The 23,263-nt window shown below is 43.7% G+C and carries 25 protein-coding genes; 14 read left to right on the top strand and 11 right to left on the bottom strand.

The window, feature by feature from the left end; genetic code table 11:
* Positions 1 to 131: 131 nt before the first annotated feature.
* Positions 132 to 797, bottom strand: a complete 666-nt coding sequence (locus ACDJ59_RS11555) for an MBL fold metallo-hydrolase (RefSeq protein ID WP_413408979.1) — start codon at positions 795 to 797, stop codon at positions 132 to 134.
* 207 nt (positions 798 to 1,004) lie between these two features.
* On the opposite strand from ACDJ59_RS11555, the gene ACDJ59_RS11550 reads away from it, so the two are divergent.
* On the top strand, positions 1,005 to 1,475 hold the full coding sequence (locus tag ACDJ59_RS11550) for a GNAT family N-acetyltransferase (RefSeq protein ID WP_091016394.1): 471 nt from the start codon (positions 1,005 to 1,007) through the stop codon (positions 1,473 to 1,475).
* 141 nt (positions 1,476 to 1,616) lie between these two features.
* Here ACDJ59_RS11550 and ACDJ59_RS11545 read toward each other — a convergent pair whose 3' ends face one another.
* Positions 1,617 to 1,982: a winged helix-turn-helix transcriptional regulator gene (locus ACDJ59_RS11545; protein ID WP_026081085.1), complete on the bottom strand. Its 366-nt coding sequence runs from the start codon at positions 1,980 to 1,982 to the stop codon at positions 1,617 to 1,619.
* 105 nt (positions 1,983 to 2,087) lie between these two features.
* Between ACDJ59_RS11545 and ACDJ59_RS11540 the strand changes: the two genes are divergently transcribed.
* Both ACDJ59_RS11540 and ACDJ59_RS11535 read left to right on the top strand, forming a co-directional pair.
* A complete protein-coding gene (locus tag ACDJ59_RS11540) occupies positions 2,088 to 2,945 on the top strand; it encodes an arginase family protein (RefSeq protein WP_413408976.1) in 858 nt (285 codons plus the stop codon).
* A 144-nt stretch (positions 2,946 to 3,089) separates the two neighbouring features.
* Positions 3,090 to 4,268, top strand: a complete 1,179-nt coding sequence (locus ACDJ59_RS11535; protein ID WP_413408975.1) for an MFS transporter — start codon at positions 3,090 to 3,092, stop codon at positions 4,266 to 4,268.
* Positions 4,269 to 4,355: 87 nt separating this feature from the next.
* Here ACDJ59_RS11535 and ACDJ59_RS11530 read toward each other — a convergent pair whose 3' ends face one another.
* Positions 4,356 to 5,168, bottom strand: a complete 813-nt coding sequence (locus tag ACDJ59_RS11530; RefSeq protein WP_036608062.1) for an undecaprenyl-diphosphate phosphatase — start codon at positions 5,166 to 5,168, stop codon at positions 4,356 to 4,358.
* 211 nt (positions 5,169 to 5,379) lie between these two features.
* Here ACDJ59_RS11530 and ACDJ59_RS11525 point away from each other — a divergent pair, with 211 nt between their 5' ends.
* The 5 genes from ACDJ59_RS11525 to ACDJ59_RS11505 all read left to right on the top strand — a co-directional run bounded on the left by ACDJ59_RS11525 (position 5,380) and on the right by ACDJ59_RS11505 (position 8,843).
* Complete coding sequence (locus tag ACDJ59_RS11525; protein ID WP_413408973.1) at positions 5,380 to 6,408, top strand: ABC transporter substrate-binding protein; 1,029 nt, start codon at positions 5,380 to 5,382, stop codon at positions 6,406 to 6,408.
* 186 nt (positions 6,409 to 6,594) lie between these two features.
* On the top strand, positions 6,595 to 7,020 hold the full coding sequence (locus tag ACDJ59_RS11520) for a MarR family winged helix-turn-helix transcriptional regulator (protein ID WP_413408972.1): 426 nt from the start codon (positions 6,595 to 6,597) through the stop codon (positions 7,018 to 7,020).
* 137 nt (positions 7,021 to 7,157) lie between these two features.
* The gene (locus ACDJ59_RS11515; RefSeq protein ID WP_413408970.1) at positions 7,158 to 7,313 is read left to right on the top strand and encodes a hypothetical protein; all 156 of its coding nucleotides are present in this window, start codon (positions 7,158 to 7,160) and stop codon (positions 7,311 to 7,313) included.
* A gap of 51 nt (positions 7,314 to 7,364) precedes the next feature.
* Positions 7,365 to 7,709 carry a rhodanese-like domain-containing protein gene (locus ACDJ59_RS11510; protein WP_047842903.1) on the top strand — a complete coding sequence of 115 codons (345 nt, stop codon included), beginning with the start codon at positions 7,365 to 7,367 and terminating at the stop codon, positions 7,707 to 7,709.
* A gap of 111 nt (positions 7,710 to 7,820) precedes the next feature.
* Positions 7,821 to 8,843 (top strand): NADH:flavin oxidoreductase/NADH oxidase, encoded by a 1,023-nt coding sequence (locus ACDJ59_RS11505; protein WP_413409781.1) that lies wholly within the window; start codon positions 7,821 to 7,823, stop codon positions 8,841 to 8,843.
* A 133-nt stretch (positions 8,844 to 8,976) separates the two neighbouring features.
* Here ACDJ59_RS11505 and ACDJ59_RS11500 read toward each other — a convergent pair whose 3' ends face one another.
* Positions 8,977 to 9,900 (bottom strand): AraC family transcriptional regulator N-terminal domain-containing protein, encoded by a 924-nt coding sequence (locus ACDJ59_RS11500; RefSeq protein WP_413408968.1) that lies wholly within the window; start codon positions 9,898 to 9,900, stop codon positions 8,977 to 8,979.
* 289 nt (positions 9,901 to 10,189) lie between these two features.
* Between ACDJ59_RS11500 and ACDJ59_RS11495 the strand changes: the two genes are divergently transcribed.
* Complete coding sequence (locus ACDJ59_RS11495) at positions 10,190 to 10,768, top strand: TetR/AcrR family transcriptional regulator (RefSeq protein ID WP_413408967.1); 579 nt, start codon at positions 10,190 to 10,192, stop codon at positions 10,766 to 10,768.
* A gap of 93 nt (positions 10,769 to 10,861) precedes the next feature.
* Here ACDJ59_RS11495 and ACDJ59_RS11490 read toward each other — a convergent pair whose 3' ends face one another.
* Positions 10,862 to 11,275, bottom strand: a complete 414-nt coding sequence (locus tag ACDJ59_RS11490) for a MerR family transcriptional regulator (RefSeq protein WP_017688550.1) — start codon at positions 11,273 to 11,275, stop codon at positions 10,862 to 10,864.
* A 191-nt stretch (positions 11,276 to 11,466) separates the two neighbouring features.
* Between ACDJ59_RS11490 and ACDJ59_RS11485 the strand changes: the two genes are divergently transcribed.
* The 3 genes from ACDJ59_RS11485 to ACDJ59_RS11475 all read left to right on the top strand — a co-directional run bounded on the left by ACDJ59_RS11485 (position 11,467) and on the right by ACDJ59_RS11475 (position 13,668).
* On the top strand, positions 11,467 to 12,507 hold the full coding sequence (locus ACDJ59_RS11485) for an NAD(P)-dependent alcohol dehydrogenase (RefSeq protein ID WP_413408966.1): 1,041 nt from the start codon (positions 11,467 to 11,469) through the stop codon (positions 12,505 to 12,507).
* Between the two features lie 187 nt (positions 12,508 to 12,694).
* On the top strand, positions 12,695 to 13,168 hold the full coding sequence (locus ACDJ59_RS11480; RefSeq protein ID WP_413408964.1) for an HIT family protein: 474 nt from the start codon (positions 12,695 to 12,697) through the stop codon (positions 13,166 to 13,168).
* 128 nt (positions 13,169 to 13,296) lie between these two features.
* A complete protein-coding gene (locus ACDJ59_RS11475; RefSeq protein WP_062834357.1) occupies positions 13,297 to 13,668 on the top strand; it encodes an iron chaperone in 372 nt (123 codons plus the stop codon).
* A 75-nt stretch (positions 13,669 to 13,743) separates the two neighbouring features.
* Here ACDJ59_RS11475 and ACDJ59_RS11470 read toward each other — a convergent pair whose 3' ends face one another.
* From ACDJ59_RS11470 to ACDJ59_RS11460, 3 genes are all read right to left on the bottom strand, one after another.
* The gene (locus tag ACDJ59_RS11470; protein WP_413408963.1) at positions 13,744 to 14,724 is read right to left on the bottom strand and encodes an aldo/keto reductase; all 981 of its coding nucleotides are present in this window, start codon (positions 14,722 to 14,724) and stop codon (positions 13,744 to 13,746) included.
* Between the two features lie 231 nt (positions 14,725 to 14,955).
* A complete protein-coding gene (locus tag ACDJ59_RS11465) occupies positions 14,956 to 15,834 on the bottom strand; it encodes an SDR family oxidoreductase (RefSeq protein ID WP_413408962.1) in 879 nt (292 codons plus the stop codon).
* Between the two features lie 147 nt (positions 15,835 to 15,981).
* Positions 15,982 to 16,299, bottom strand: coding sequence for a winged helix-turn-helix transcriptional regulator (locus tag ACDJ59_RS11460; RefSeq protein ID WP_017688544.1), 318 nt, complete (start codon positions 16,297 to 16,299; stop codon positions 15,982 to 15,984).
* A 368-nt stretch (positions 16,300 to 16,667) separates the two neighbouring features.
* On the opposite strand from ACDJ59_RS11460, the gene helD reads away from it, so the two are divergent.
* Together helD and ACDJ59_RS11450 are read left to right on the top strand one after the other, a co-directional pair.
* Positions 16,668 to 19,082: an RNA polymerase recycling motor HelD gene (helD, locus tag ACDJ59_RS11455; protein WP_413408961.1), complete on the top strand. Its 2,415-nt coding sequence runs from the start codon at positions 16,668 to 16,670 to the stop codon at positions 19,080 to 19,082.
* Positions 19,083 to 19,303: 221 nt separating this feature from the next.
* Positions 19,304 to 20,008, top strand: a complete 705-nt coding sequence (locus ACDJ59_RS11450) for an SDR family oxidoreductase (protein ID WP_413408959.1) — start codon at positions 19,304 to 19,306, stop codon at positions 20,006 to 20,008.
* Positions 20,009 to 20,126: 118 nt separating this feature from the next.
* Here ACDJ59_RS11450 and ACDJ59_RS11445 read toward each other — a convergent pair whose 3' ends face one another.
* From ACDJ59_RS11445 to ACDJ59_RS11435, 3 genes are all read right to left on the bottom strand, one after another.
* On the bottom strand, positions 20,127 to 20,957 hold the full coding sequence (locus tag ACDJ59_RS11445) for a carbohydrate ABC transporter permease (protein WP_413408958.1): 831 nt from the start codon (positions 20,955 to 20,957) through the stop codon (positions 20,127 to 20,129).
* 1 nt (position 20,958) lies between these two features.
* Positions 20,959 to 21,831, bottom strand: a complete 873-nt coding sequence (locus ACDJ59_RS11440; protein WP_062834362.1) for a carbohydrate ABC transporter permease — start codon at positions 21,829 to 21,831, stop codon at positions 20,959 to 20,961.
* A 67-nt stretch (positions 21,832 to 21,898) separates the two neighbouring features.
* Complete coding sequence (locus ACDJ59_RS11435; protein ID WP_413408956.1) at positions 21,899 to 23,212, bottom strand: ABC transporter substrate-binding protein; 1,314 nt, start codon at positions 23,210 to 23,212, stop codon at positions 21,899 to 21,901.
* Positions 23,213 to 23,263: the final 51 nt, after the last annotated feature.

Raw genomic sequence — 23,263 nt, 5'->3', positions numbered from 1 at the left:
TCTGCAAGAAAGCTACATCGGAAGCATACGTTATCCCCGGATTTATCCTTTATAAAAAGAATCAAAAAAATCTGGGGATAACAGCGATCGGAAGGTTGTTCTGTCATCGGAGTGTCCAGTGTAAATATTCGTTAGTTCATTTTATATAGCCCTGAGATCTGTTCATTTACATTCCTATGAGTTAGTCCTCCGTGATAACAAACCACAGATGAAATGTCGAGTTCGATATACTTTTTCAAAGAGATTCGAGCAATCTCTGTATCCAGCGTAGTAGGTTCATGAATGCCTCCAAGCATGCCGTCTACACTGTACATTGAATCTCCGGCGATGAGCGTCTTGCTGTCCATCAAATATAGACTGATATGACCTGGCGTATGACCAGGTGTATGAATAACGCGAATTCCACCGCAAAACGGCAGTTCCTGACCATCAGTAACCGTTTCATCTACTTTTCCCATTGGAGGATGTTCAAGGTGACCATCTTTGAGAAGAGGGAGCTGCCCCTCAATATATGGTTTATCCAGCTCATGCGCATATATCTTGACTTGTGAGCCACACTCCTGCAAAATCTCGGGAAGACACCCGATATGGTCCACATCCTGATGCGTCAAAATCACTGCTTTAAGTCGGCTGATCGGCACACCAATCTTTTCGAGTGCGATACACAAATCGTCATATTGTCCAGGGAATCCAGTATCAATTAACACAACCATTTCTTCATCCCATATCAGAACAGGGTGAATTATATTCCCCTCAAAATCAAGCTGAAGCATCTCTATTCCCTTTGAAATTTCCATAATATCACAGACCTCCGAGAGTTAAATTTTATATACATCGTTGCTCATTACATTTCTTATGTAAACGAATAAAGACTGCAAAAAGATACGTTGGGTTACTTATAGAAATATTCAATGGATAGGGGAATTGACGCTTGCTGTTGGGAATGATAATTTAGATATATCATTTAAACCAATAAGTCCAATAAGATAAAGGGGGTATTTGGTGTGACACACATCGTGCATGCAGCAGCTGAAGATATTCGGAGCGAGGATTCGCTGCTACTGATCAAGGAACTGAGTGAAGAACTCGGTTTGTTATATGGCGGTGATGGAACGGCGGGATTTCAACTGTCAGACGTTGAGGTGCCACGTGCGGCTTTTATCGTTGCCAGGATCGACGGGTATCCGGTTGGTTGCGGAGCACTTAGACCCCTTGATGAAACATCTGTAGAAGTTAAACGCATGTATACACGCAGTGGTTACCGTCGTAAGGGGATTGCCCAGGCTATATTAGCCGAGGCAGAGCGTCTTGCGAACGAACTTGGTTATACCAATCTGAAACTGCAAACAGGTCCCTTGCAACCAGAAGCTGCAGCGCTGTATGAGCGTGTAGGGTATTATCGAATTCCTGTTTTCAGTGGCAATTGGGACAGAGTGTTGGCCTACCAGAAAGATCTGGTACACGAAAAAGTATAATTATACGAATTACAGCTTTTATTTGCTGAACAGGTAGAGGAGCATAAGATACAAGAAAAAAGTCGCCGATTGGCGACTTTTTGCATTTTAACATACTCCATTTACTCCAAATATTTCATCTGAAAATATAGACAACAGCGTTCAATCCGTTGCGCTATTATTGATCGAAGGTTCTTGATGTTGGACACCCCATTCGCAAAGTCCTTCCAAAACGGGCAATAACGTTTCAGCTTTGGCTGTCAGACGGTACTCGACTTTAGGAGGGACTTGGGGATACTCTTTCCGTTCGACCATACCATCTGCTTCCAATTCTTTGAGCTGTGAACTCAGCGTTTTATACGTGATGGCGCCGATCTGTCTTTTAAGTTCATTGAAGCGGACAGGCTGGTTATCAGCCAGAAGATACATAATCACCATTTTCCATTTGCCACCAATGACAGACAACGTATATCCAAAAGGGGTATCTTGAATGTTTTTAACTTTACCGTGGTATTCAGCCATACTCATCATTTACACTATCCTTCCGGGTAGTACCTATCATAAAAGACCGTACTATTTATTTGTTTGGGCTCAGTTTATACTAACCTTACTTTGAAGTAAAGGAGATTTACGATGACTCAAAAAACAATACGTCTGCTTATGCCACAATGGCAAGGTGGAGATAATCCAAACTACTCTTTTGGAGCGGAGCTGCTTGCATGGCTTGCACCTGACAATGATCAACCTCTCATTCATGTTCCTGTTGAGGCTTATGATGGAACATCTCTGGTAAGCGAGAACGGGATAAAAGGCAGAGCACAGCTACTTCAGCAATTGCAGGCTGCCCAGCATATTATTCAAGCTCACCAGCCCGATCGCATTGTCATGTTTGGCGGTGACTGTTTGGTTGAACAAGCCCCGTTTGCTTATTTAAATGAACGATATGGCGGAGAACTTGGTTTGATATGGATTGATGCACATGGTGATCTGGTTAGGTACGAGGGCTATGATAACGGTCATACTTTACCGCTCGGGAACCTTCTTGGGGAAGGCGATCCGGAGTTTGCCAGACATGTGAGAGTCCCTTTGAAGCCTGGAAATATCTTCATGGCCGGGTTGACAACCCCCACGGAACAGGAAACCGAAGTGATTCAAAGATTAGGTATCCGAACGGCTGGAACTGAAGAATTAACCCATGGCATGGATTCGATTAAGAAGTGGATTAAAGAGACTGGTATCAAACATCTGGCAATTCATCTTGATCTGGATGTGCTTGATCCCAACATGTTCCGTTCATTGTTATTCGCCAAACCAGGGGAACCTTATGTGTTGTCACCAGCGGGAACCATGCAAATACCTCACTTGCTTCATCTGATCAAAGAACTGTCTGAAGCAACAGATGTGGTTGGATTAGGGATAACTGAGCATATGCCGTGGGATGCCATTAACTTGAAGAATTTGCTTGGAGAAATACCTATCCTGAACCAGTGATATAGGTTATAAGTCGCCAGAATATATCAGAATACTGATATAAGGAGTCAAAATATAGGAAGATTACAGATAGAAATATCAATATTATTATATGGGTGGTTCGACGAGAATCAGAAATTAAACAAACTGAGGAGAGACACCCAGATGGTCACGTTATTGTTAATCATTATTTATCTCGCATTTATAGGGCTGGGATTACCTGATGCTTTACTTGGCAGTGCCTGGTCCGTTATGAAAAACGATATACATGCGACAACAGAAATGGCTGGTTACATATCGCTAATCATTTCATTTAGTACAGTAGTGTCCAGTCTGTCCGCCAGTCGATTGTTGCACCGGTTCGGAACGGGTAAAGTTACATTGTTCAGTATCCTCTCAACAACGATCGCGCTGTTGGGATTCTCATTTTCTGAGAATTTTGTGTTTTTACTGATTCTGGCGATTCCTCTCGGCTTAGGTGCAGGTTCGGTGGATGCGGCACTAAGTAATTATGTAGCATTACATTTCAAGGCCAAGCATATGAACTGGTTGCATTGTTTCTGGGGAATTGGCGCAGTGACAGGCCCACTCGTTATGGCATATTGGCTGAATCAAGCAAACAACTGGCGTGCAGGATACGTTACTGTGGCGTTGATTTTGCTTGGGATCGTGGTGGTCTTATTATCAACTTTGTCTCTATGGAAGATTTTTGAGAAGGGAAGAGTAGAGGGTTCAGGCGATGAGAAGAAACGCGTAAGCAACCGTGAGACCATACGTATCCCCGGCGTGAAAATGTCGATGCTTGCGATGCTCTGTTACAACGGTTCCGAAACTGCAGCCGGTCTGTGGATGGCTTCTTTCTTCATTGTTAGCAAAGGAGTTTCTCCAGGCACTGCCGCAGCACTATCCTCTCTATTTTTCATTGGCATTATCTTGGGACGTGTAATCTCAGGTTTTCTTTCGACTCATGTATCCAGCAAAAATCTCATCAGATATGGTGGAATCGTCGGATGCTTCGGATTAGTTATCCTGGTTATGCCGATTCCTTACTGGATTGCCGCAGGGGCTTTATTTATCGTGGGATTGGGCGGAGCACCGATCTATCCGAGTATTGTTCATGCGACACCGGAACGCTTCGGTGAGAAGGCATCCCCAAGTGTAATTGGACTTGAAATGGCCAGTGCCTATACAGGTTCAACACTCATCCCGTTAGGTATGGGACTTATAGCCAGCCAATGGGGAATGTCAATGGTACCCCTGATCCTGCTGATTCTGTTCAGTGTTATGTTCGCGGCTACAGAGCTGGTTAACAGAAGCAACAAGGCTACGCGCCTGACCGTCTAGCTCTTGCTATAGGTCATTAAGGTTCTGCCACTATACAACAAAGGAACAACCATCGCTGGTTGTTCCTTTTGGTGTGTGGACTATTTTTTATAAGAAGATCAGTAACAATGTTCCTGCAGCAAAACAGTAATACGAAAAGTATTTCAGATTGCCTTTGGCCATAATGCCCATAAACCATCTCATGGAGAAATACGTGACAAAGAGTGTCGTGATGAATGCAATCAGATAAGGGATAGCCAGTTGTGATCGATTCGGATCATTGGCAATGTCGGATACCCCCATGATAAGTCCACCAATACTTATGGGAATGTACAGCATAAAGGAGAACTTCAAAGCTGTTTCCTGTTTCATGCCAACAGCGATGGACGCAATTACAGTTGCCCCTGAGCGGCTAATACCCGGAATAAGAGCGACCGCCTGAGCCAGACCTACCAACAGTGCATCTTTCGTAGACAGATCACCGTCTTGCTTGCGACCACGAAGATTACGAATAAGCCACAAGGCAACCCCGGTGATTAATAGCGCGATGGAAACGGTGTATACGGACGAGAATATTTCTTCAATCCGATCCTTGAACAGGACCGCAACGACTGCAGCAGGGATCGTACCAATAATTATGTATAAGCAAAACATGAAGTCTGCTCGATATTCTTCTTTACGAGTACGCAGGTAACCTAATGCACCAATAATCAACTTTTTGATATCTTCCCGGAAAATAAAAATAATAGCGATAAGTGATGCTGTGTTTGTTAAAATCTCAAATGACAATCCATTCTGCTTGATGCCCATGAGTTTCTGAGCGATGATCAGATGACCGCTTGAGGAGACGGGGATTGGCTCCGTCGCACCTTGAACAATACCTAAAAACAAATACTTTAACCACAATATAATCTCTTCCATGTTGTCCTCCTTGATTATGTTTCATTGGCTTTTCAATACTCTCTTTTTTAAAAAAAAGTGAATGGTTTACTCTATTGATGATAGCTGTTTAACTTGGTGACTTGCAAGTTAGAGTTCATAGAGGGGGTGAAATAAACATAGCTTGTCAAATCCTGCATAGCATGATATCGTTGATAACGATTATCAATATCAACGAAAAGGTGGGTTTATTTTGCGTAAACAGATAAAATCAATATGGATCATGATGGCACTTATCTTGCTGATTGTACTTAGTGCATGTGGTCAGTCTGCGACGACCAATAGTACAACCGGTGATAGCACGAATGCAGCTACGGAGACAGAAACCAAGACGAACTCGGATTCAGCTTCTTCCGCTGAATCAACTGCAACTGCCGAAGAGGAACTTGTTACATATCAATCAGATGCAGGCGAAGTACAGGTGCCCAAGAATCCTAAGCGTATTATTGATTTGACATCATTTTCGACAGGCTACTTTGTTGCCCTGGATGCACCGGTAGTCGGCGCATTATCAGGAGCGATGAACAACAAATATATCAAGGATCAACTTGCAGCAGCGGGCACCAGTGATCTGGGTCAAGAGCCTACACCAGAGAAACTAATCAGTTTAAAACCTGACTTATTTATCGTGTATACTGGCACAGAGGGCATCGATAAGCTGGAGCAGATTGCGCCTGTCGTACAGATTACATTTGGTAAGCGCGATTTCAAGGATCTCATGCTCGAGATGGGTAAGCTCACCAATAGAGAAGACGCAGCGAAAGCTTGGAATGCTAAATGGGAAGCGAAGATCAACGAACTGAAGCCCAAGGTTCAGGAAGCTGTGGGCGATCGCACCGTTTCCATATTGAATCCGTATGCCAAAGGATTATTTGTATTTGGTCATAACTATGGTAGAGGCGGTGAAATTATTTACGGGGAGTTTGATCTCAAGGCACCAGCCAAGGCCCAAGCTGAAGCGATTGACAGCGGTACTGGATGGGCTTCGATCTCCATGGAACTATTACCAGAGTATGCGGGGGATATTATCTTCACCAGCCCTTGGTCGGGAGATACAACCGATCCCAAGATCGTATATGATAATACCTTGTGGAAGAACTTGCCTGCGGTGAAGGCAAATGATGTGTTCCAGCTTGATCCGACTTCAGACTCGTACAACGATCCGTTAACGTTGGAAGGTCAGCTGCAATTTATTTCCGATAGCCTGCTTACCGCGAAGTAAGATTAGACTGCATAAATGGTAATACTGGAGCATTTCCAAACGTCGTTACAAGACGGGGAAATGCTCTTCTTATGAGCTTAGAATGTTATATACGTCGAACTTGGATGGGTTTTGACCAATGTAATTAAGCTTGATACAATAGGATAACAGCTGATGAACATTAAATATCAAGTGGGGTGATCTAGATTGCAGCAAAAGAGTGAACGTTTGAATGTTTGGTTGGCTTTCTCTAACATTCATACCCAACTGAACGAGAAGCTGGAACAAGCTCTGCTTCAACAATATGACTTATCTTTGAAGGAATTTTATGTGTTAAACTTCATATATAATGCGGAGGGTAAGGAATTACGCCTACAGCAACTTCAAGAACTAGTAGGGTTGAGCCAAAGTGCTACTTCCAGGCTCGTCGTTAGGATGGAAGCCAAAGACTGTGGGGCTCTTGAAAGACATGCATGTGAAGATGACCGGCGTGGCATTTACACTCGAATTACGGAGCTTGGAGAGAATAAATACAAGAGAGCACTTCAAACGTTTAATCAGGTCTTGCAAACTGAATTGGAACAGGATGGATTTGAGACTCGATTAGAGAACCTCACTAAAGAATTGTTCTAAGACTAGGGTGAATATAGGGTAATGTAGTCATTTACCCTATAAGAAGACTTGACACTCATTAATATATCCGTTAAATTAAATGCATGCGCATGAATTTAATAGGGATGCGGTGATTTTGTATAAAGGAGGTATTGAACATGAAGGTATTCGTCGTAGGATCGTATGGACAGATTGCTCGTGAAGATGTAGCTCATGTGATTTTGGCCAGTTTGAGTGATAAGAATACCTACAAGCGTTCATTAGATCTAATCGCTGGTGAGGATACAATATCTGAGGCATTGAGTGGGCTCTGATCCAAAACAAAATTTTCGACGATATCAGATGAGTTAAGAGAGGGCTATACAATGATTATGTTGATGCTTTTGACCTTCATATTAGGTATCTTCATCGTTGTACGTCAATTTTGGCCAGTACGCAATCTTGAATATATAGATTATCAAGTATTTCTCAGACAAGAGCGTGATTTTCGGCAGTATAAAGTGATTGATATTCGAGATGCGACGGATTATATGGCTAATCCTACTCCGGATACGATTAACATCTCATTGGGGCGTCTTGCTTTCACATGGGAAAAATACCTTCTTCGAGAAGATAATGTAATTATAATGTCACCTGGTATGCTTCAATCTAAAAAGGCTGTTCGTATTTTGCGAAAGCATGGATTTGAATGTATTTATGTAATGAAGTAAAAGATAAATGTGAGATCTAAATCATACGAGTTATTAATTGTAGGCATTGATTCGATGCTTGCGCATGCATTTTTATTATTCATGATTCATGAAAAGGGGAGTTTTATTTTGATGACAGATTTGTTTAGTCCATATTCTTTTAAAAGCCTAGAGCTTAAAAACCGTGTTGTAATGGCTCCAATGTGCCAATATTCAGTTGAGCGAAAAGATGGTATTGCAACAGATTGGCATTATATGCACTACGTTAGTCGTGCCGTGGGAGGAACAGGTCTCATTATCATTGAAATGACAGATGTGGAGCCGGATGGCCGAATCTCAGATTATGATCTTGGGTTATGGTCAGATGAACAGATCCCGGCTCTGAAGCGGATCGTCGATGCGTGTCACAGTTATGGTGCCAAGGTTGGCATTCAGATTGCTCATGCGGGCCGCAAAGCAGAAGATGCTGAGGTTCCAGTTGCTCCGTCCGCGATCGCCTTTGATGAGAATTCCAAGCAACCTCGAGCGCTTACAACGGACGAAGTAAAAGGAATGGTTGAAAAATTCCGGAGTGCTGTAGCTCGTGCTGTAAAAGCTGGTTTTGATGCGATTGAGCTTCATGGCGCACATGGATATCTGATTCATCAGTTCCATTCTCCACTAACAAACAAGCGAGAAGACGAATATGGTCAAGATTTAACGTTATTCGGCCGGGAGATCATTCAGGCTGCAAAGGCAGAGATGCCCGAAGACATGCCTTTGATGATGCGTATTTCAGCCAAAGAATATGTAGAAGGTGGTTATGGCATTAACGAAAGTTCCGAGTTTGCCAAAGCATATAAAGAGGCAGGCGTCGACGTATTTGACATCTCATCTGGTGGCGAGGGACCTATTGCTGCATGGGGCAGACCAGGAACTCACGCGGCGTATCAAGTACCTCTCGCTAAAGCAATCAAAGAGGCTCTTGATGTGCCCGTGATCGCTGTTGGAAGACTCGATGATCCTACGTTGGCGAATGCAGTCATCGGCAATGAAGAAGCTGATCTCGTTGCAGTTGGCAGAGGGCTGTTAAGAAATCCTTACTGGGCCTTGGAAGCTGCATCTGCTTTGCGCAAGACAACGGACGTTCCAAAACAATATACAACTGGTTTTTAATGTATTATTGATTTAACGATTAATGATCTTCATTAATCCTTGCATAGGGAAGGACTCCGACTGACAAAACAGAAGGAGTCCTTTTTGAGGTTAAACTATTCGAGGTAAAGGAACGATACTAGCCAGTAACCAGTCAAGAGATGGTAGTCGTTTCATCGGCTCTGCCTCTCAAGCGTTTAATATCTTCTCTGGGCGGAAATCCGAACATGCGAGAATATTCACGGCTGAATTGGGAAGGGCTCTCGTAACCTACCTGAAATGCTACATCTGCTGCATCGGTGGACTTGGATAATAACAAGCGGCGCGCTTCTTGCAGCCTAAGTTGTTTTTGAAATTGAATCGGGCTCATGGCAGTCACTTCTTTAAAGTGTCTGTGCAGCGAGGCAGTACTCATATTGGCCAAATCCGCCAATTCCTCAACCCGAAAATTTTGCTCAGAGTGATTCATAATATATTCAATAACGTCTCTGATTCGATAGGTATGGCTGCCTTCCATGGTAGCTTGTTCTAGTGCAATCCCATGTGGGCCTTTCAGAACTTTATAGAGAATTTCCTTTTTGAACAAAGGAGCGAGCAGAGGGATATCTTCCGAATGATCTTCCAACAAACGGGCTAACCTGATGACCGCATCCAGCAGAGACGGCTCAGCTTGGCTGACAAACATCGCACGTCTCGTCGTTTTCCGCGGTCTTGCTGGGAAATCGGAATGGTTCAATACCTCCAGAATCTCACTGGATGTGAATTCAAGTTTCAGGGCCAGATAGGGAGCCTCAGACGAGGCTTGAATCACTTGTCCACTAACCGGCAAGTCAACGGTTGCGACGATATAACTTCCTGGACCATACCGGAAACGATCCTGTCCCAGCAGGACCTCTTTCTCACCCTGAACGATAATGCAGAAGGACGGTTCATTCACTCTAAATATAGGTTCAGTGACAACGGATTCGCGGATTAAAAATAATGAAGGGATTGCCGTCGGATGCACCCCATCCTTGTCAGAATAACGGTCAATGAGTGTGGCTAATTCGTTTTGTTGTTCGTGTATTTGATCAGACATGCAAAGTTCTCCTTTTTCCTCACAACATAATAATCACATTCTATCGTATATTGACCGAAGGCGGTAGAAAACGGATAGGAATAGGCAAACATTTGATGTGAATGGATAAGACATTCTGATTGCTGGTTACATAATCACAAGTACACAGGTCATGATATACAACAAGTACAGAAGATATACACTTACGGTTCAGCTAATACATGATCAGATGAGAATGAAAAGAGGTATCTGCATCTTTTATTTACTGATCGTTCCCGATGTGTTAGATTGATTTTGGGAGGGAAGTCGAATGGCTAGAAGTAAAGAGTTTGAAGTGAATGAAGTATTGGATAAAGCAATGAAGATCTTCTGGGAACAAGGTTACGAGAAAACGTCGATGAGTGACCTGGTTGAGCATATGGGAATTCATCGCAGAAGTATATATGATACATTTGACGACAAACATTCGCTGTTTTTGCAGGCAATGGATCGTTACAGAGGTAAGGTCAGCACCACATTACTTGCAGAAATCAAGGCATCCAAGACGGCAGTGGAAGCACTGCATAAAATTTTCGATGTTATGATCAGTGAAGCAGAAGAGACACCATCGGGTTGTTTGATCGTGAACTCGGCTGTGGAGCTAGGCACACGTGATCAGGAAGTGGACAACCGATCTCTTGAATCGTTTAACGAAGCTGAGCGAATGTTCGAGCAGATTATTCAATGGGGGCAGCGGGAGGGAGAATTCTCTTTCGATCATGATGCGAAGGAAATGGCAGAGTACCTGCATAATATTTCTGTCGGCATCAGAGCCATGGCAAGAACCTCGATGGATAAGGGAAAATTAAACCGGATTATCCATGTAACGATGAAACTTTTGGAAAAATGATGAGTAGAGACGTACCCAAAAAAGTAGCTTGAAATCCGTTAGAGGACTTCAAGCTACTTTTTTTGTGCGCTATCTTAGAAAATGCATGAACCATCAATTGGTGATGGCATTTTCCATTGGTTTAATTTTATGAATCTCTTCGGTTCCCGCTTCCAAAGCTGTTTCGTAGTAGGAGCGTTTGTGCTCGATGACTTCCATGGTTCTTCTTAGTTCCTCCATTTGTGCTTCGACAATAGCTTTTCGCTCCGTAAACATGTCATATCTTTGCTTCAGCGAGGAGTCCCCTTCAGAGCACCATTCAATGAAGTCCTTAATGTCTTTAATAGGCATGCCGGTCAGCTTTAGACATTGGATGATCTTTAGAAAGTCAATGTCGGAGTCTTTGAACAAACGTGTTCCACTCGTGGTACGTTCAACAAAAGGCATGAGTCCTTCCTTGTCGTAGTAACGCAATGTATATACCGTAAGGTCTAATTTTTTGGCAACTTCACCGATTGAATAGGTCATTTTGAATGAATTCCTTTCTACTAGGGGTAGACTTCGAGTTAACTCTAGGATGATCCGAGTGAATTCTAACATGTTGGATTACTGGATGTCAAAGTACGTTGGAGATAAAAAAATAAGATAAACATTTGACCTAGAGTTAACTAGAGGGGGTAAGATTATTTTGAACTTTAAATTACTAGGAGGTTATACCATTGATTATAGCTAAAGCCAGAGCCGTTGACGGACCAGACCAACAATTCAAAAGTGCTGAAATTAAACGACGTGATCTGGATACCAATGATGTATTAATTGAGATTAAATATGCTGGTATCTGCCATTCTGACATCCATACTGCCCACGGTGAATGGGGCCCTGTGAATTATCCACTCGTTCCTGGACACGAGATTGCCGGGATTGTAACCGATGTAGGAACTGGAGTCTCCAAATATAAGGTCGGTGACCGAGTAGGGGTCGGATGTATGGTGGACTCTTGTGGTGAATGTGTTAACTGTCGCAAAGGTGAAGAGCAATACTGTCTCAAAGGAAATATTCAAACTTACGCTGGAGTAGACAAATACGGTGAGCCTACGCAAGGTGGATATTCAACTCATATTGTTGTCGTAGAGAATTTCGTCGTTCGCATCCCTGATAACATTGCACTTGATGCTGCTGCACCTTTGCTGTGTGCCGGTATTACGACATATTCACCACTTCATCACTGGGGAGCTGGCCCAGGTAAGAAGGTTGCCGTTGTAGGTATGGGTGGTCTAGGTCATATGGCTGTCAAAATTGCACATGCGATGGGTGCGGAAGTAACGGTTCTCTCCCAATCCTTGAGCAAAAAAGAAGATGGACTACAATTTGGTGCAGATCACTACTTTGCCACAAGCGAGCCGGAAACATTCGAGAAACTTGCAGGCACATTTGATCTGATGATCAACACAGTAAGTGCGAATATTGACATTAACGCTTATTTCTCACTGCTCACACTTGATGGCACACTCGTGAACGTGGGTGCTCCTGCTGAGCCACTAGCCGTAAACGTATTTTCTCTTATCGGCCATCGCCGTTCATTCGCAGGTTCCATGATTGGTGGCATTCGTGAGACGCAGGAAATGCTTGATTTCTGTGCAGAACATGATATTGCGCCTAACATTGAGGTCATCTCCGCTGACCAGATTGACGAAGCTTACAAACGTGTATTAGCTTCCGACGTGAAATATCGCTTTGTTATTGATATCAGCACCATGTAATTGTGAACTGTGCAATAGTGATAGTTAAAGATAGAAAAAAAGCAGCTTCCGCTAAGGTCAGCTGCTTTTTGCTTTTCAGTTTGTTAATTGCTGATCATTCTACAACCCGCGCTCTTTTCGCAACGAACAGAAGATACCTGCGTCTAATAACAAGTTGGAAAAATATGAAAGGAGTGGAATGAGAAAGATGACAGCATCATTTTCACATCAGCCGGAAGGTTACGAATGTCCATTTTGTCGTATTTGGGGTATCGAGCAACCTGATCAGGGAACAAAACAAAGGGATATCATCTATCAGAATGAAAAGGTAACGGCATTTATAGCGGGCAAATGGTGGCCAAACAATAAAGGACATGCTCTTATTGTTCCAAATCAACATTTCGAGAACATCTTTGAACTCCCTGCGGATTACGCTGTTGAAATTCACCGCGCGGCTCAGCTTACAGCATTTGCAATGAAAAGTACATATGGATGTGATGGGATTTCGACACGGCAACATAATGAACCTGCTGGCAATCAAGACGTCTGGCATTATCATCTGCATGTTTACCCTAGATACGTGAATGATCAACTGTATCTGACAAATGGTTCTCCGTCCGATCCAGATGAACGCGCTTTCTATGCTGATCAGTTGCGATCTTGGATAAAAGAAAACATTTAAAGTCTAGCAGGCTGCTCATTTTTTGTTGAGTTATCGGCAGATAAGGGTTTTTGAATTTGATATTCATGATAGAATAAGATTGAATTGGACAATATAAGTAGTAGATTTCTTGTTATAGGGGGAAACTAATGGAGACCTTTGCAGAATTTATAGCACGCATCGATAACCCGGAACACCAGGCACGAACGGAAGAAGTTTTGAACTGGATTACTGAAAAATTCCCGAATTTAAAACAAAAAATAGCCTGGAATCAACCGATGTTTACCGACCATGAGACCTTTATTATTGGCTTTAGTGTATCCAAGCAACACTTGGCTGTTGCTCCCGAGAAGGCGGGAATTAATCGTTTTTCGGAAGAGATCACGCAGGCGGGTTATGATCACACCAAAGAGTTGGTGCGGATGAAGTGGAAACAGGAGATTGATTTTTCGTTACTTGAGAGAATGATTGAGTTTAATATAGCGGATAAGGCAGAATGTTCAACATTTTGGCGCAAATAAATCGCGATATAAAAAGAAGACCCCCAACTTCCGGATGCGGAAAGAGGAGGTCTTCTGTACTTTAAGCTAAAGCGATTATTGAGCACCTACTACGGGGTGAGGTACATAAGGCTCTTCAAGGAAAGTTACGTCTTCTGAGGTCAAATTAACGGAAAGAGCACCTACCGCATCTTCCAGATGCGATATTTTGGTGGCACCGATAATTGGTGCCGCTACAGTGTCTTTTTGCAGCAACCACGCAAGTGCAATGTGTGTGCGAGGGACACCATATTTTTCAGCAATGGATGCAACTCGTTCAACAACAAGTCGATCCGCATCGCTTGTGGCATTGTACTTGGATTTCTGAATTTGGTCTGTCTCGGATCGAAGTGTTGATACGGACCAGTCACGTGTTAACCTGCCTGAAGCTAGAGGACTGTAGGGAGTTACACCAATCTTTTCTTCCTTGCATAGGGGCAACATTTCCCGTTCTTCTTCACGATAGATCAGGTTCAAGTGGTTTTGCATGGAGACAAACTTGGTCCAACCATTTTTCTCTGCTACATGTAATGCTTTTTGGAACTGCCATGCAAACATGGCTGAAGCGCCAATATATCTTACTTTACCGGACTTCACCACATCATGTAAGGCTTCCATGGTTTCTTCTATAGGCGTATTGTAGTCCCAACGATGAATGATATACAGATCTACATAATCGGTTTCCAATCGTTTCAGGCTTTTATCAATCTCACTCAGGATGGCTTTTCTGGAAAGACCAGAACCGTTGGGTCCTTGATGCATTTGTCCGTGTACTTTGGTAGCAATGACAACTTCATCCCGATTTGCGTAATCTTTCAACGCCCGACCAAGATACTCCTCGCTCGTGCCCAGAGAGTATATATTGGCTGTATCGAAGAAATTAATGCCTAGATCCAGTGCTTTTTTGATCACGGGGCGAGAATTTTCTTCATTCAGTACCCATTCATGAACCCATTTACTGGCATCCCCAAATCCCATACATCCCAGGCAAAATCGAGATACGTCCAAGCCTGTATTACCAAGTTTCGTATATTCCATGTTATGTTCAAATCCTTTCTAATGTTTATTATTGCCACCTGTAGGGTGATCTATATACACATTATTATGTCATAACGAATGGAATAACCTGTACCACATTTCTATCAAAGTTTTGCCTATTCCTATCAGAATCTCTGAATCTGAATCAGTTGAGTCCATTAAAGTTCTCATATAAAAAGAACAAGCCACTCGTTTCTCTGTTGGAGATTCAAATGGCTTGTTCATAAAATATTATTTAATCATTGTTTGATGAATCCAATCACTTATTTGGGTTAATTTAAGATTGGCTTTGATGTTATCATCCAACTCTTGATACCGTGGAAGAAGATCTGTATGCCCATCAATCCATTGGTACAATCCTTTAAGACCTGCTGCTGTCTCACTTCCCAACAAAGGCTGAATCGCTGCTTCAAAATGATCAAAAGGTAGAGACATGAAGCTGATCTTTTCACCTAATACAGCACTGAATTGTTCCGCTAATTGTGCACCTGTCAGGGCTTCTAATCCGGGTGCTGGGATAATGCTTCCTGCCAATTCCGAATGAGTCAAGGCATAATAGTGGAATTGAGCTGCATCGTTTAAGCTAATCCAGGAGATCGGCTTGTCTGCTGGTACCGGGTAGGCCAAAACGCCATTGTTCAGTATTCCGGGAATCAAGAAGTTTTCCAAGTATACAATGGGTTCCACAATGATATATGGAAGACCACTTTGCTGCAATTCATGGATAACTTCACGTTTCAATTCAATTCCTTTGGAATGGGTGATAGGGTCAGGAACATAGGTGCCCGTGTTAACTACAATCAATTTAACGTTTGCCTGTATAGCAGCATCAATTGCATTTTTGGTATATTGTCTGATCTTATCGGAATTGAACTCCACCGGCAGGTTCAGGAATACTTTACTTACACCTTCATGCGCCGTATGGAGCTGTTCCACATCTGATAGATCCCCGATGAAAGCTTCAATGGTTTGTTCCTTTAGTGTTTTGGCTGTTGCCTCATTTCGAGTAATCGTGCGAACCTCACAACCGTGTTGAACGAGTAATTGAGCGACAGCGCCGCCTTGGGAGCCCGATGCCCCATATACTAAAAATCGATCATTCTGTGTCATAGTGGTCAATAACTTCCTTTCAATATGTGATTGGAATGAATGAGTTAACACTCAGCAATGACCTCAGCATAACGGATTTAGAATAGGAGCGTAAGTACGCACATTAATGATATAGAGTATCCCTTAGGATACTATGGGAAGGCGTTTTTACATATGTTTCGATCCCCAATCACCTAGCTGAAACAAGATCGAAGTCAGGCTTTGTCCTTTTTCTGTAAGGGAATATTCGACTTTAGGCGGAACTACAGGGTGGGTAACACGGTTTATCAAACCAGCTTCTTCAAGTTCTCGTAATTGCCTGGTTAACGTGCGATGCGTGATGGGGTCCAGCATTTTCTGTAATTCATTGAATCGAATTGTTGAATGGCGGATGAGCCGATTTATAATTAATAACTTCCATTTCCCACCAATCATATTGACTGCAAACTCAACAGGACAACGGTCCTCCACAGGTTCTATATTCATATTTATGTATCCCTCCCAAAAGCATCAACTCATGTTTCATGTTTTGTTCATTTTATCGAATATATAAAGGGGTGTATAGCTTACAGCGCATTCAGGGTATGAACCATGCCCAGGACACAAAAAAAGATGCCCCCCAGTGTAGCTCGAGGGACACCTTATATAATATAAATTATTGTTCAACTCAGACAGAACGAAAAAAAGCATTGAACGTGAAAAAAAGCCATGATATAATCTATAGCGCAATTGACATTTTGATTGAATATAAAGGGTGAATCATTATTTCTCCTAATTTAATTTTACATCCGACATTCCGATTTGTCAATGCTCTTTTTTGGTCCTAATAAATGGAAAAGGGAGTGGACTTATTCATGGATAAAACAAATGAATGGAAGTTGGAAGAGGAAAGACTGGTGCAGGTGAGGAACAAACTTCAGGCACGACTTGACGAGCTGGAGCCGAAGGTTGCCGGACTGCATGAACAGGCTGCCGAAATTCGTAAACGGTTCTGGGAAGACGTGACGATCAATACGAGTTCGTACACGGATTTTGAAGATGCATTTTATACCATTAATCAGCAGTCCAGAGTGTTAGCCGAGAGGGAGCGCGGGCACAAGCTGTTAACACAACAATGGAAAAATACAAAGAGACTGCTTCCAACGCCGTATTTTGGCCGTTTCGACTATAAGGAAAAAGGCATGACATTGACTGAACAGATCTACATCGGCGTATCATCCTTCATGGATGAAGATGGATTGAACTTTCTAATCTATGACTGGCGTACGCCAATTGCGAGTCTGTACTATGATCACTCTCCCGGGCCAGCAAGTTATGACACACCTTCAGGACGAATCGAAGGAAAGATGGAGCTCAAGCGTCAATTTCAGATTCAACATGGGCAGCTTCATAGCATGTTTGATTCAACTGAGACGATTGGTGACGAATTGTTGCAGCAAGTGCTCGCCAAGGGTGCAGACTCACAAATGAAGAGTATTGTAGCAACGATCCAGAAGGAACAAAACGCCATCATCCGTGATGACCGAAGCCGAATGCTTATCGTTCAGGGGGCAGCTGGCAGTGGTAAGACGTCGGCTGCGTTACAGCGAGTCGCTTACTTACTATATAAACACCGCCAGACAGTTAAAGCAGATCAGATTGTACTTTTCTCGCCGAATCCGATGTTTACCAGTTATATCTCGACTGTGCTCCCGGAACTTGGGGAAGAGAATATGCAGCAGACGACTTTCCAGGAATATCTGAATTATTGGCTGGATTCCTCCATCCGACCAGAGGATGCCTTTGATCAGATTGAATATGTGCTGACAGCTCAGAATGATCCGGGATATGAAGCTCGTATGGAGGCGATCAAGTACAAAGCTTCCGAGACATTCCTGCAAGTGCTCCAAAACTACGGTAAGTGGTTAGGAAGAGAGGGGATGCGGTTCAACGGCATTCAATTTCGGGGACGTGAATTCATCACTTCAAATCGAATCAAGACCCAATTTTACAGTTTGGATCAAAATCTTACCTTGTCCAACCGTATACTTCTTTTGCAGGAATGGCTGCTGAGAGAACTTGTTTCGTTGGAACGTCTGGAACGGGAAGCAGACTGGGTTCTGGAGGAGTTGAATTATCTGGACACGGATGAGTACGTGGAAGCTTTCCGCATGTTGCACAAAGAAAAGCCTGTGTTTGATGTGGCGGAAAAATACGCAGCACGGGAGGACGGAAATAACAAGGTAGTGCAAGATGAGGGCGCCTTTAACTTTGCAGTGCGGGAAGAGGAGTTGCTTCGTCAGAAATTGGTGAAAGACATGTTTAAACCGTTAAGAAAGAGTGTACGGAAATTTCAGTTCGTGGATGTGAAAGGTATATATGAACAACTATTTGTAAATGAGACCGCATATCGAGAACAAACGAATGGGGCAATCCCCCCGCTGCACTGGCCTGAGATTTGTAAACAGACCAAGGCAATGATTCTCCAGAACAAGTTGTTCCATGAGGACGCTACTCCGTATTTATATGTAAAAGAGATGATCGAAGGCGTCCGGACGAACACAGAGATTCGTTATGTCTTTGTCGATGAAGGCCAGGATTATTCGGCGTTTCAATATGAATATCTTAAAAAGCTGTTTCCTCGTGCCCGCATGACGGTGCTGGGGGATTTCGGGCAAGCGATCTTTATGCAAGCTACGGATTTGGCAGCATCCAACTCGCCACTGGTTCACCTTTACGGAGAAGGCGAAACTACATTGATACGCCTTGTACGCAGTTATCGTTCAACCAAAGAGATTGTTGAATTCACGAGACAGATGTTACCAGGGGGAGAAGAGATAAGACCGTTTGAAAGGGGAGATCAGAAGCCTCTTTTAACAAGATTGAAGGACGACAAGCTGCGTGGTGCACAGATTCTCACAGACATCGCCGCGCTTAAGGCGGAGGGGTTTGATTCCATCGCTGTGATTACGAAAACCGCGGCTGAAAGCCGTGACGCCTATGAAAGGTTGCAAAGTCAAGGCGGCGAAGGGTTACAGCTCATAACAAAGGACACACAGGTTTTCGAAAAAGGAATCATGGTTATTCCTGTGTATCTCGCCAAAGGCGTTGAGTTCGATGCTGTCCTGGTCTATGATGCTTCATCCGTTGCTTACAGCCAAGAATATGATCGCAAGCTCCTCTATACGGCATGCACACGGGCCATGCACCGACTTCATCTATATACAGTGAGTGACTGGTCACCATTTGTGCAGGCGTTACCTGCGAACCTGTATGACATAAAATCATAATCCATATGTAAATCCGTTCTCAATGAAGGACCAAAGAAAGATGCTCGGAGCCTTGTTTCAAAGGTTATCGGGCATCTTCTTTTACTAAAGACATGAATCATAAAAGTTATTCTTTACTGATCGTTCCCGATGTGATAGATTGTTATTGGGAGTTATGAGAATGATCATTCCCATAACAGCTCGAAAATGAATGAATTCTCAATGAGAGGGAGTAATAATAAATGAATATTTCCAAACAAGTTGCTATTGTAAGTGGGGCTAATCGAGGGTTGGGCAAGGAACTTGCTCTTGAACTGCTGGCGAGGGGAACCAAAGTGTATGCTGGCGCACGAAACCCTGAATCCATTGATCTGCCCGGGGCTATTCCATTGCAACTCGATATTACTGATCCACAGTCTGTCATGGCTGCAGCTGAGTTAGCTAGTGATGTAACCCTTCTAATCAATAATGCTGGTTCCGCTACGGGTGCTTCTCTGCTCACGGGTGAGCTGAACGATATTCACTTGGAATTCAATACACATGTATTCGGTACGCTTTCAATGATTCGTGCGTTTGCACCGGTGATAGAGAAGAATGGGGGCGGTTCTATACTGAATATCCTGTCTGCTCTATCTTGGCTCAGCCTTGGTAACTCAGGTGCATATTCAGCTGCAAAATCCGCTCAGTGGGGAATTACGAATGCATTACGTCTCGAATTAGCCCCTAAGAACGTTAGCGTTGCCGGATTGCACGTGGCGTTCATGGATACGGATATGACGGCAGGTATCGACGCACCAAAAACGAGCCCAACGGATATTGCCAAAATTGCAATAGATTCTATCGAAGCGGATCTCTACGAGATTATTGCTGATGATACCAGTCGGAATGTACAACAGGGTCTTGCTGGAGGTGTTGCTGCCCTTTACCCGCAATTGTTTCAAAAATAAAGAGGCGTAGATGCATTTTCTCGTTATAAATAAAACAACCCCCGCCAGATCTGGTGGGGGTTAAGTCTGTCATGAATTCTCTAATTCCATTCCTTCAAGAACGGTGAGAATATGAGGTTTAACCTTTAACTGCACCGGCAGTAAGGCCGCTGACGATATATTTTTGCCCGAATAGATACAGGATGAATACAGGCAGGGAAGTAAGCACGAGATTAGCGAAGATCAGGTTCCAGTCCCGGCTATATTTGCCGTAGAAATTGTAGATCGACAGTGGCATCGTCCACGTGGAACTGTCTGTCAGGAAGTACACAGGAATCGTGATGTCATTCCAGACGGACATGAACACCATGATGGCTACCGTTGCGTTAACGGGCAGGATGAGCGGTGTGACGATGCGGAAGAACACCCCGAACACACTTGCTCCTTCCAGAAATGCCACTTCGTCCAGCGCTCGTGGAATGGTTTTGATGAATCCACTATACAAGAATACACTGAAAGCTGTATTTAACGCGGCGTAGATCAGGATAACACTTGTGATGCTACCGTAGAATCCCAATCCCTGTACAACCCGTATGGTCGTAATAATCGACATTGGAGCAATCAGTCCCATGAAGAAATACATGTAGATCGTGCCGGATAATTTGGTTTCCCGACGTGCCAGAATGAATGCCGCTGCCGAAGAAGCAACGATATTAATGATGGACGATACGCCAGTAATCAAAATGCTGTTGAAGAATGCTCGCGACAGACCGCCTTCCTGGAAGACACGAACATAGTTCGAGAACTGCCATGTTTTCGGAAAACTCAGGGAAAAGCTAAGCACTTCGGCACTGGTTTTGAATGAACCAAAGATCAGAATGACAAGCGGCAACAGAACGATAAGAGAGGCCAGAATCAGGAAACCTTCCACGATATAGTTGCGGATGGCGAGTTTGCGGGTATAGCCCATGTTATTCCGTAACCTCCTTACGCCGCATGAAGATCAATAGCGGTATAGCGATAATGGTAACGACCACGAACAGAAGGGTGTTGACCGCGGTACCAAGCCCCCAGTTGCCTTCGCCGAAAGATCGCAGAATGATCGTACCTACGACCTGGGAAGCGTTACCCGGGCCACCACCGGTCATGACATATACTTCGGAGAATACTTTGAGTCCACCGATCAATGTCAGCATCAGGTTAATGTTAATTGCGGGCAGCAAGAGTGGCAGTGTGATCTTGAAAAAACTTCTCCACGAACTTGCGCCATCAATCTTGGCTGCTTCGTAATACTCTTGAGAAATGGACTGCAGGCCCGCCAGATAGATGGCCATCTGGAACCCTGCACTCTGCCAGATCGAGACGATGGCAATCGTCCAGATCACAATGGATGGGTTGGTCAGCCAAGCTTGGCTTAACGAATGTAACCCAACAGATTCCAACAGATTGTTAATTGTACCTTCGGTACGCAACATGGGAGTGAACAAAATGCTGATCACAAGGATGCTGAGAATGGAAGGGGAGTAGAAGATCGCGCGCAGCAGGTTCTTTGTTCTTAATCGCATGTTAAGTCCTACGGCCAGCAATAGGCCGATGACATTCTTGCCAACGACGGTGACGATTGCAAATATCGCCGTGTTTTTCAGCGCCAGGATCAGCGTTTTGTCCGAGAAAATTTTCTCGAAATTATCCCACCCGATGAACTTCAGCTCCAGCCGATCCAGCCGCCAATCCGTGAATGAATAATAGAAAGCGGCGAGAGCAGGCACAACGAAAAAGATGGAGTAGATAATCAGTGCGGGAAATATCATGTAATACGAGTACAGATTTTTAGTCCTTTTCATGTCTCACACTCCGTTATAGCCAGGCAGCATAACGGTCGATCTGTTATGCTGCCTTATATTTCACTCTTTAGAAACCTTCTACCCCTTTATCCTGCATTAGCTGACTGAACTTCTCATCCCAGGATTTCAGTACTTCTTCAGGTGACAATCCGCCTGCAAATTGATCCTGCAACAATCGGTACAGTTCGCTGCGATCAACCAGCATGAAAGCATCCGTTGTCAGCACGGTTTTCTTCGGCGTAATATAGTTGTCTACAATATCCTGTTTGTAGGCTGGCAGTTCCGGTGTAGTAACGTCACTGAAATTAGATACGTATCCTTTGGAATCGACGATCTGTTGTGCGACATCCTTGGAAGCGATATAGTCCAGGAACTGTTTAGCTTCTTCCAAATGTTTGGATTTCTTCGGAATGAACAATTGTCCGCCCAGTGGACTTGCGCCCAGACTGGCATTATCCGACGATGGGATCGGGAATACGCCCAGTTCCATATTTGGATCTTGCTCGGCCACGCCTTCAATTAACCAATCGCCCATAAACATCATGGCCACTTCCTTGTTCAGGAATTTACCTACGGCCATGTCATAGCTGTCGCTAAGCACATCCGTGTTGGTGTAACCTTTGGTGTAAATTTCATATTGTTGTTCCAGGAATGTTTTGAATTCCGGGATATCAGACCATTTTTTCTTATTGCTGTTCAACTCATCAAAAAAAGTCGGTTCATTTTTGGCTACAAAATCGGCAAAAGCTGCAGCAGGCCAGATGTTGGCAGCCCAGGCATCTTTGTAAGGCATGAATACAGGTGTAATGCCACTTGCTTTGATTTTTTCACAGATCGCCAGGAATTCTTCGTAGTTGGTTGGAAGCGACAACCCGAGTTCTTCAAAGATTTGTTTGTTATAAACGACCCCTTGCATCCCCGTATCTTGGCTGACATGGAAGCTGTAGAGATGACCACCAGAAGAGAGGACGTCTTTGTTCACAATTCTGCTCGCCCAAGACTCGTTATCCAGAATCTCGAAGTTACGTTCAAGGTTCAGGTCTGTGACTGCGCTCGCCAGATTGTACTGAATAATGTCAGGCGTTTCATCTACAGCCAGTTTGGTTTGCAGTACAGTTGTCGTTTGTTCCGCTGGAATCAGCTGCAAATTGACACGAATGTTCGTTTGTTTTTCGAATGCATCGAGAATGTCCTGCTGGATGAAAGCAGAGTCCTGAGAACTTTTAGAGATCGCCAGCTCCAATGTGACTTTGCCACTCTTGCTGTCCCCACCAGCAGCTGTGCCGGAATCCGTACCTCCTGATCCACAAGCCGTTAACGAGACCGATAATAAACTGGCCAGAATAATGGAAATCGCCTTTTTTCTTTTTATTGTTTTCAATGCAAATCCCCCTCTAAAACGTGTAGTGAATCCGTTTACAAGTCCGATTAT

The sequence above is a fragment of the Paenibacillus amylolyticus genome, assembly GCF_047302515.1.
GTDB classification, from domain to species: Bacteria; Bacillota; Bacilli; order Paenibacillales; family Paenibacillaceae; genus Paenibacillus; species Paenibacillus amylolyticus_G.
Note: the sequence above shows the minus strand (reverse complement) of the source record. Positions and strands in the feature narration are given on the sequence as shown.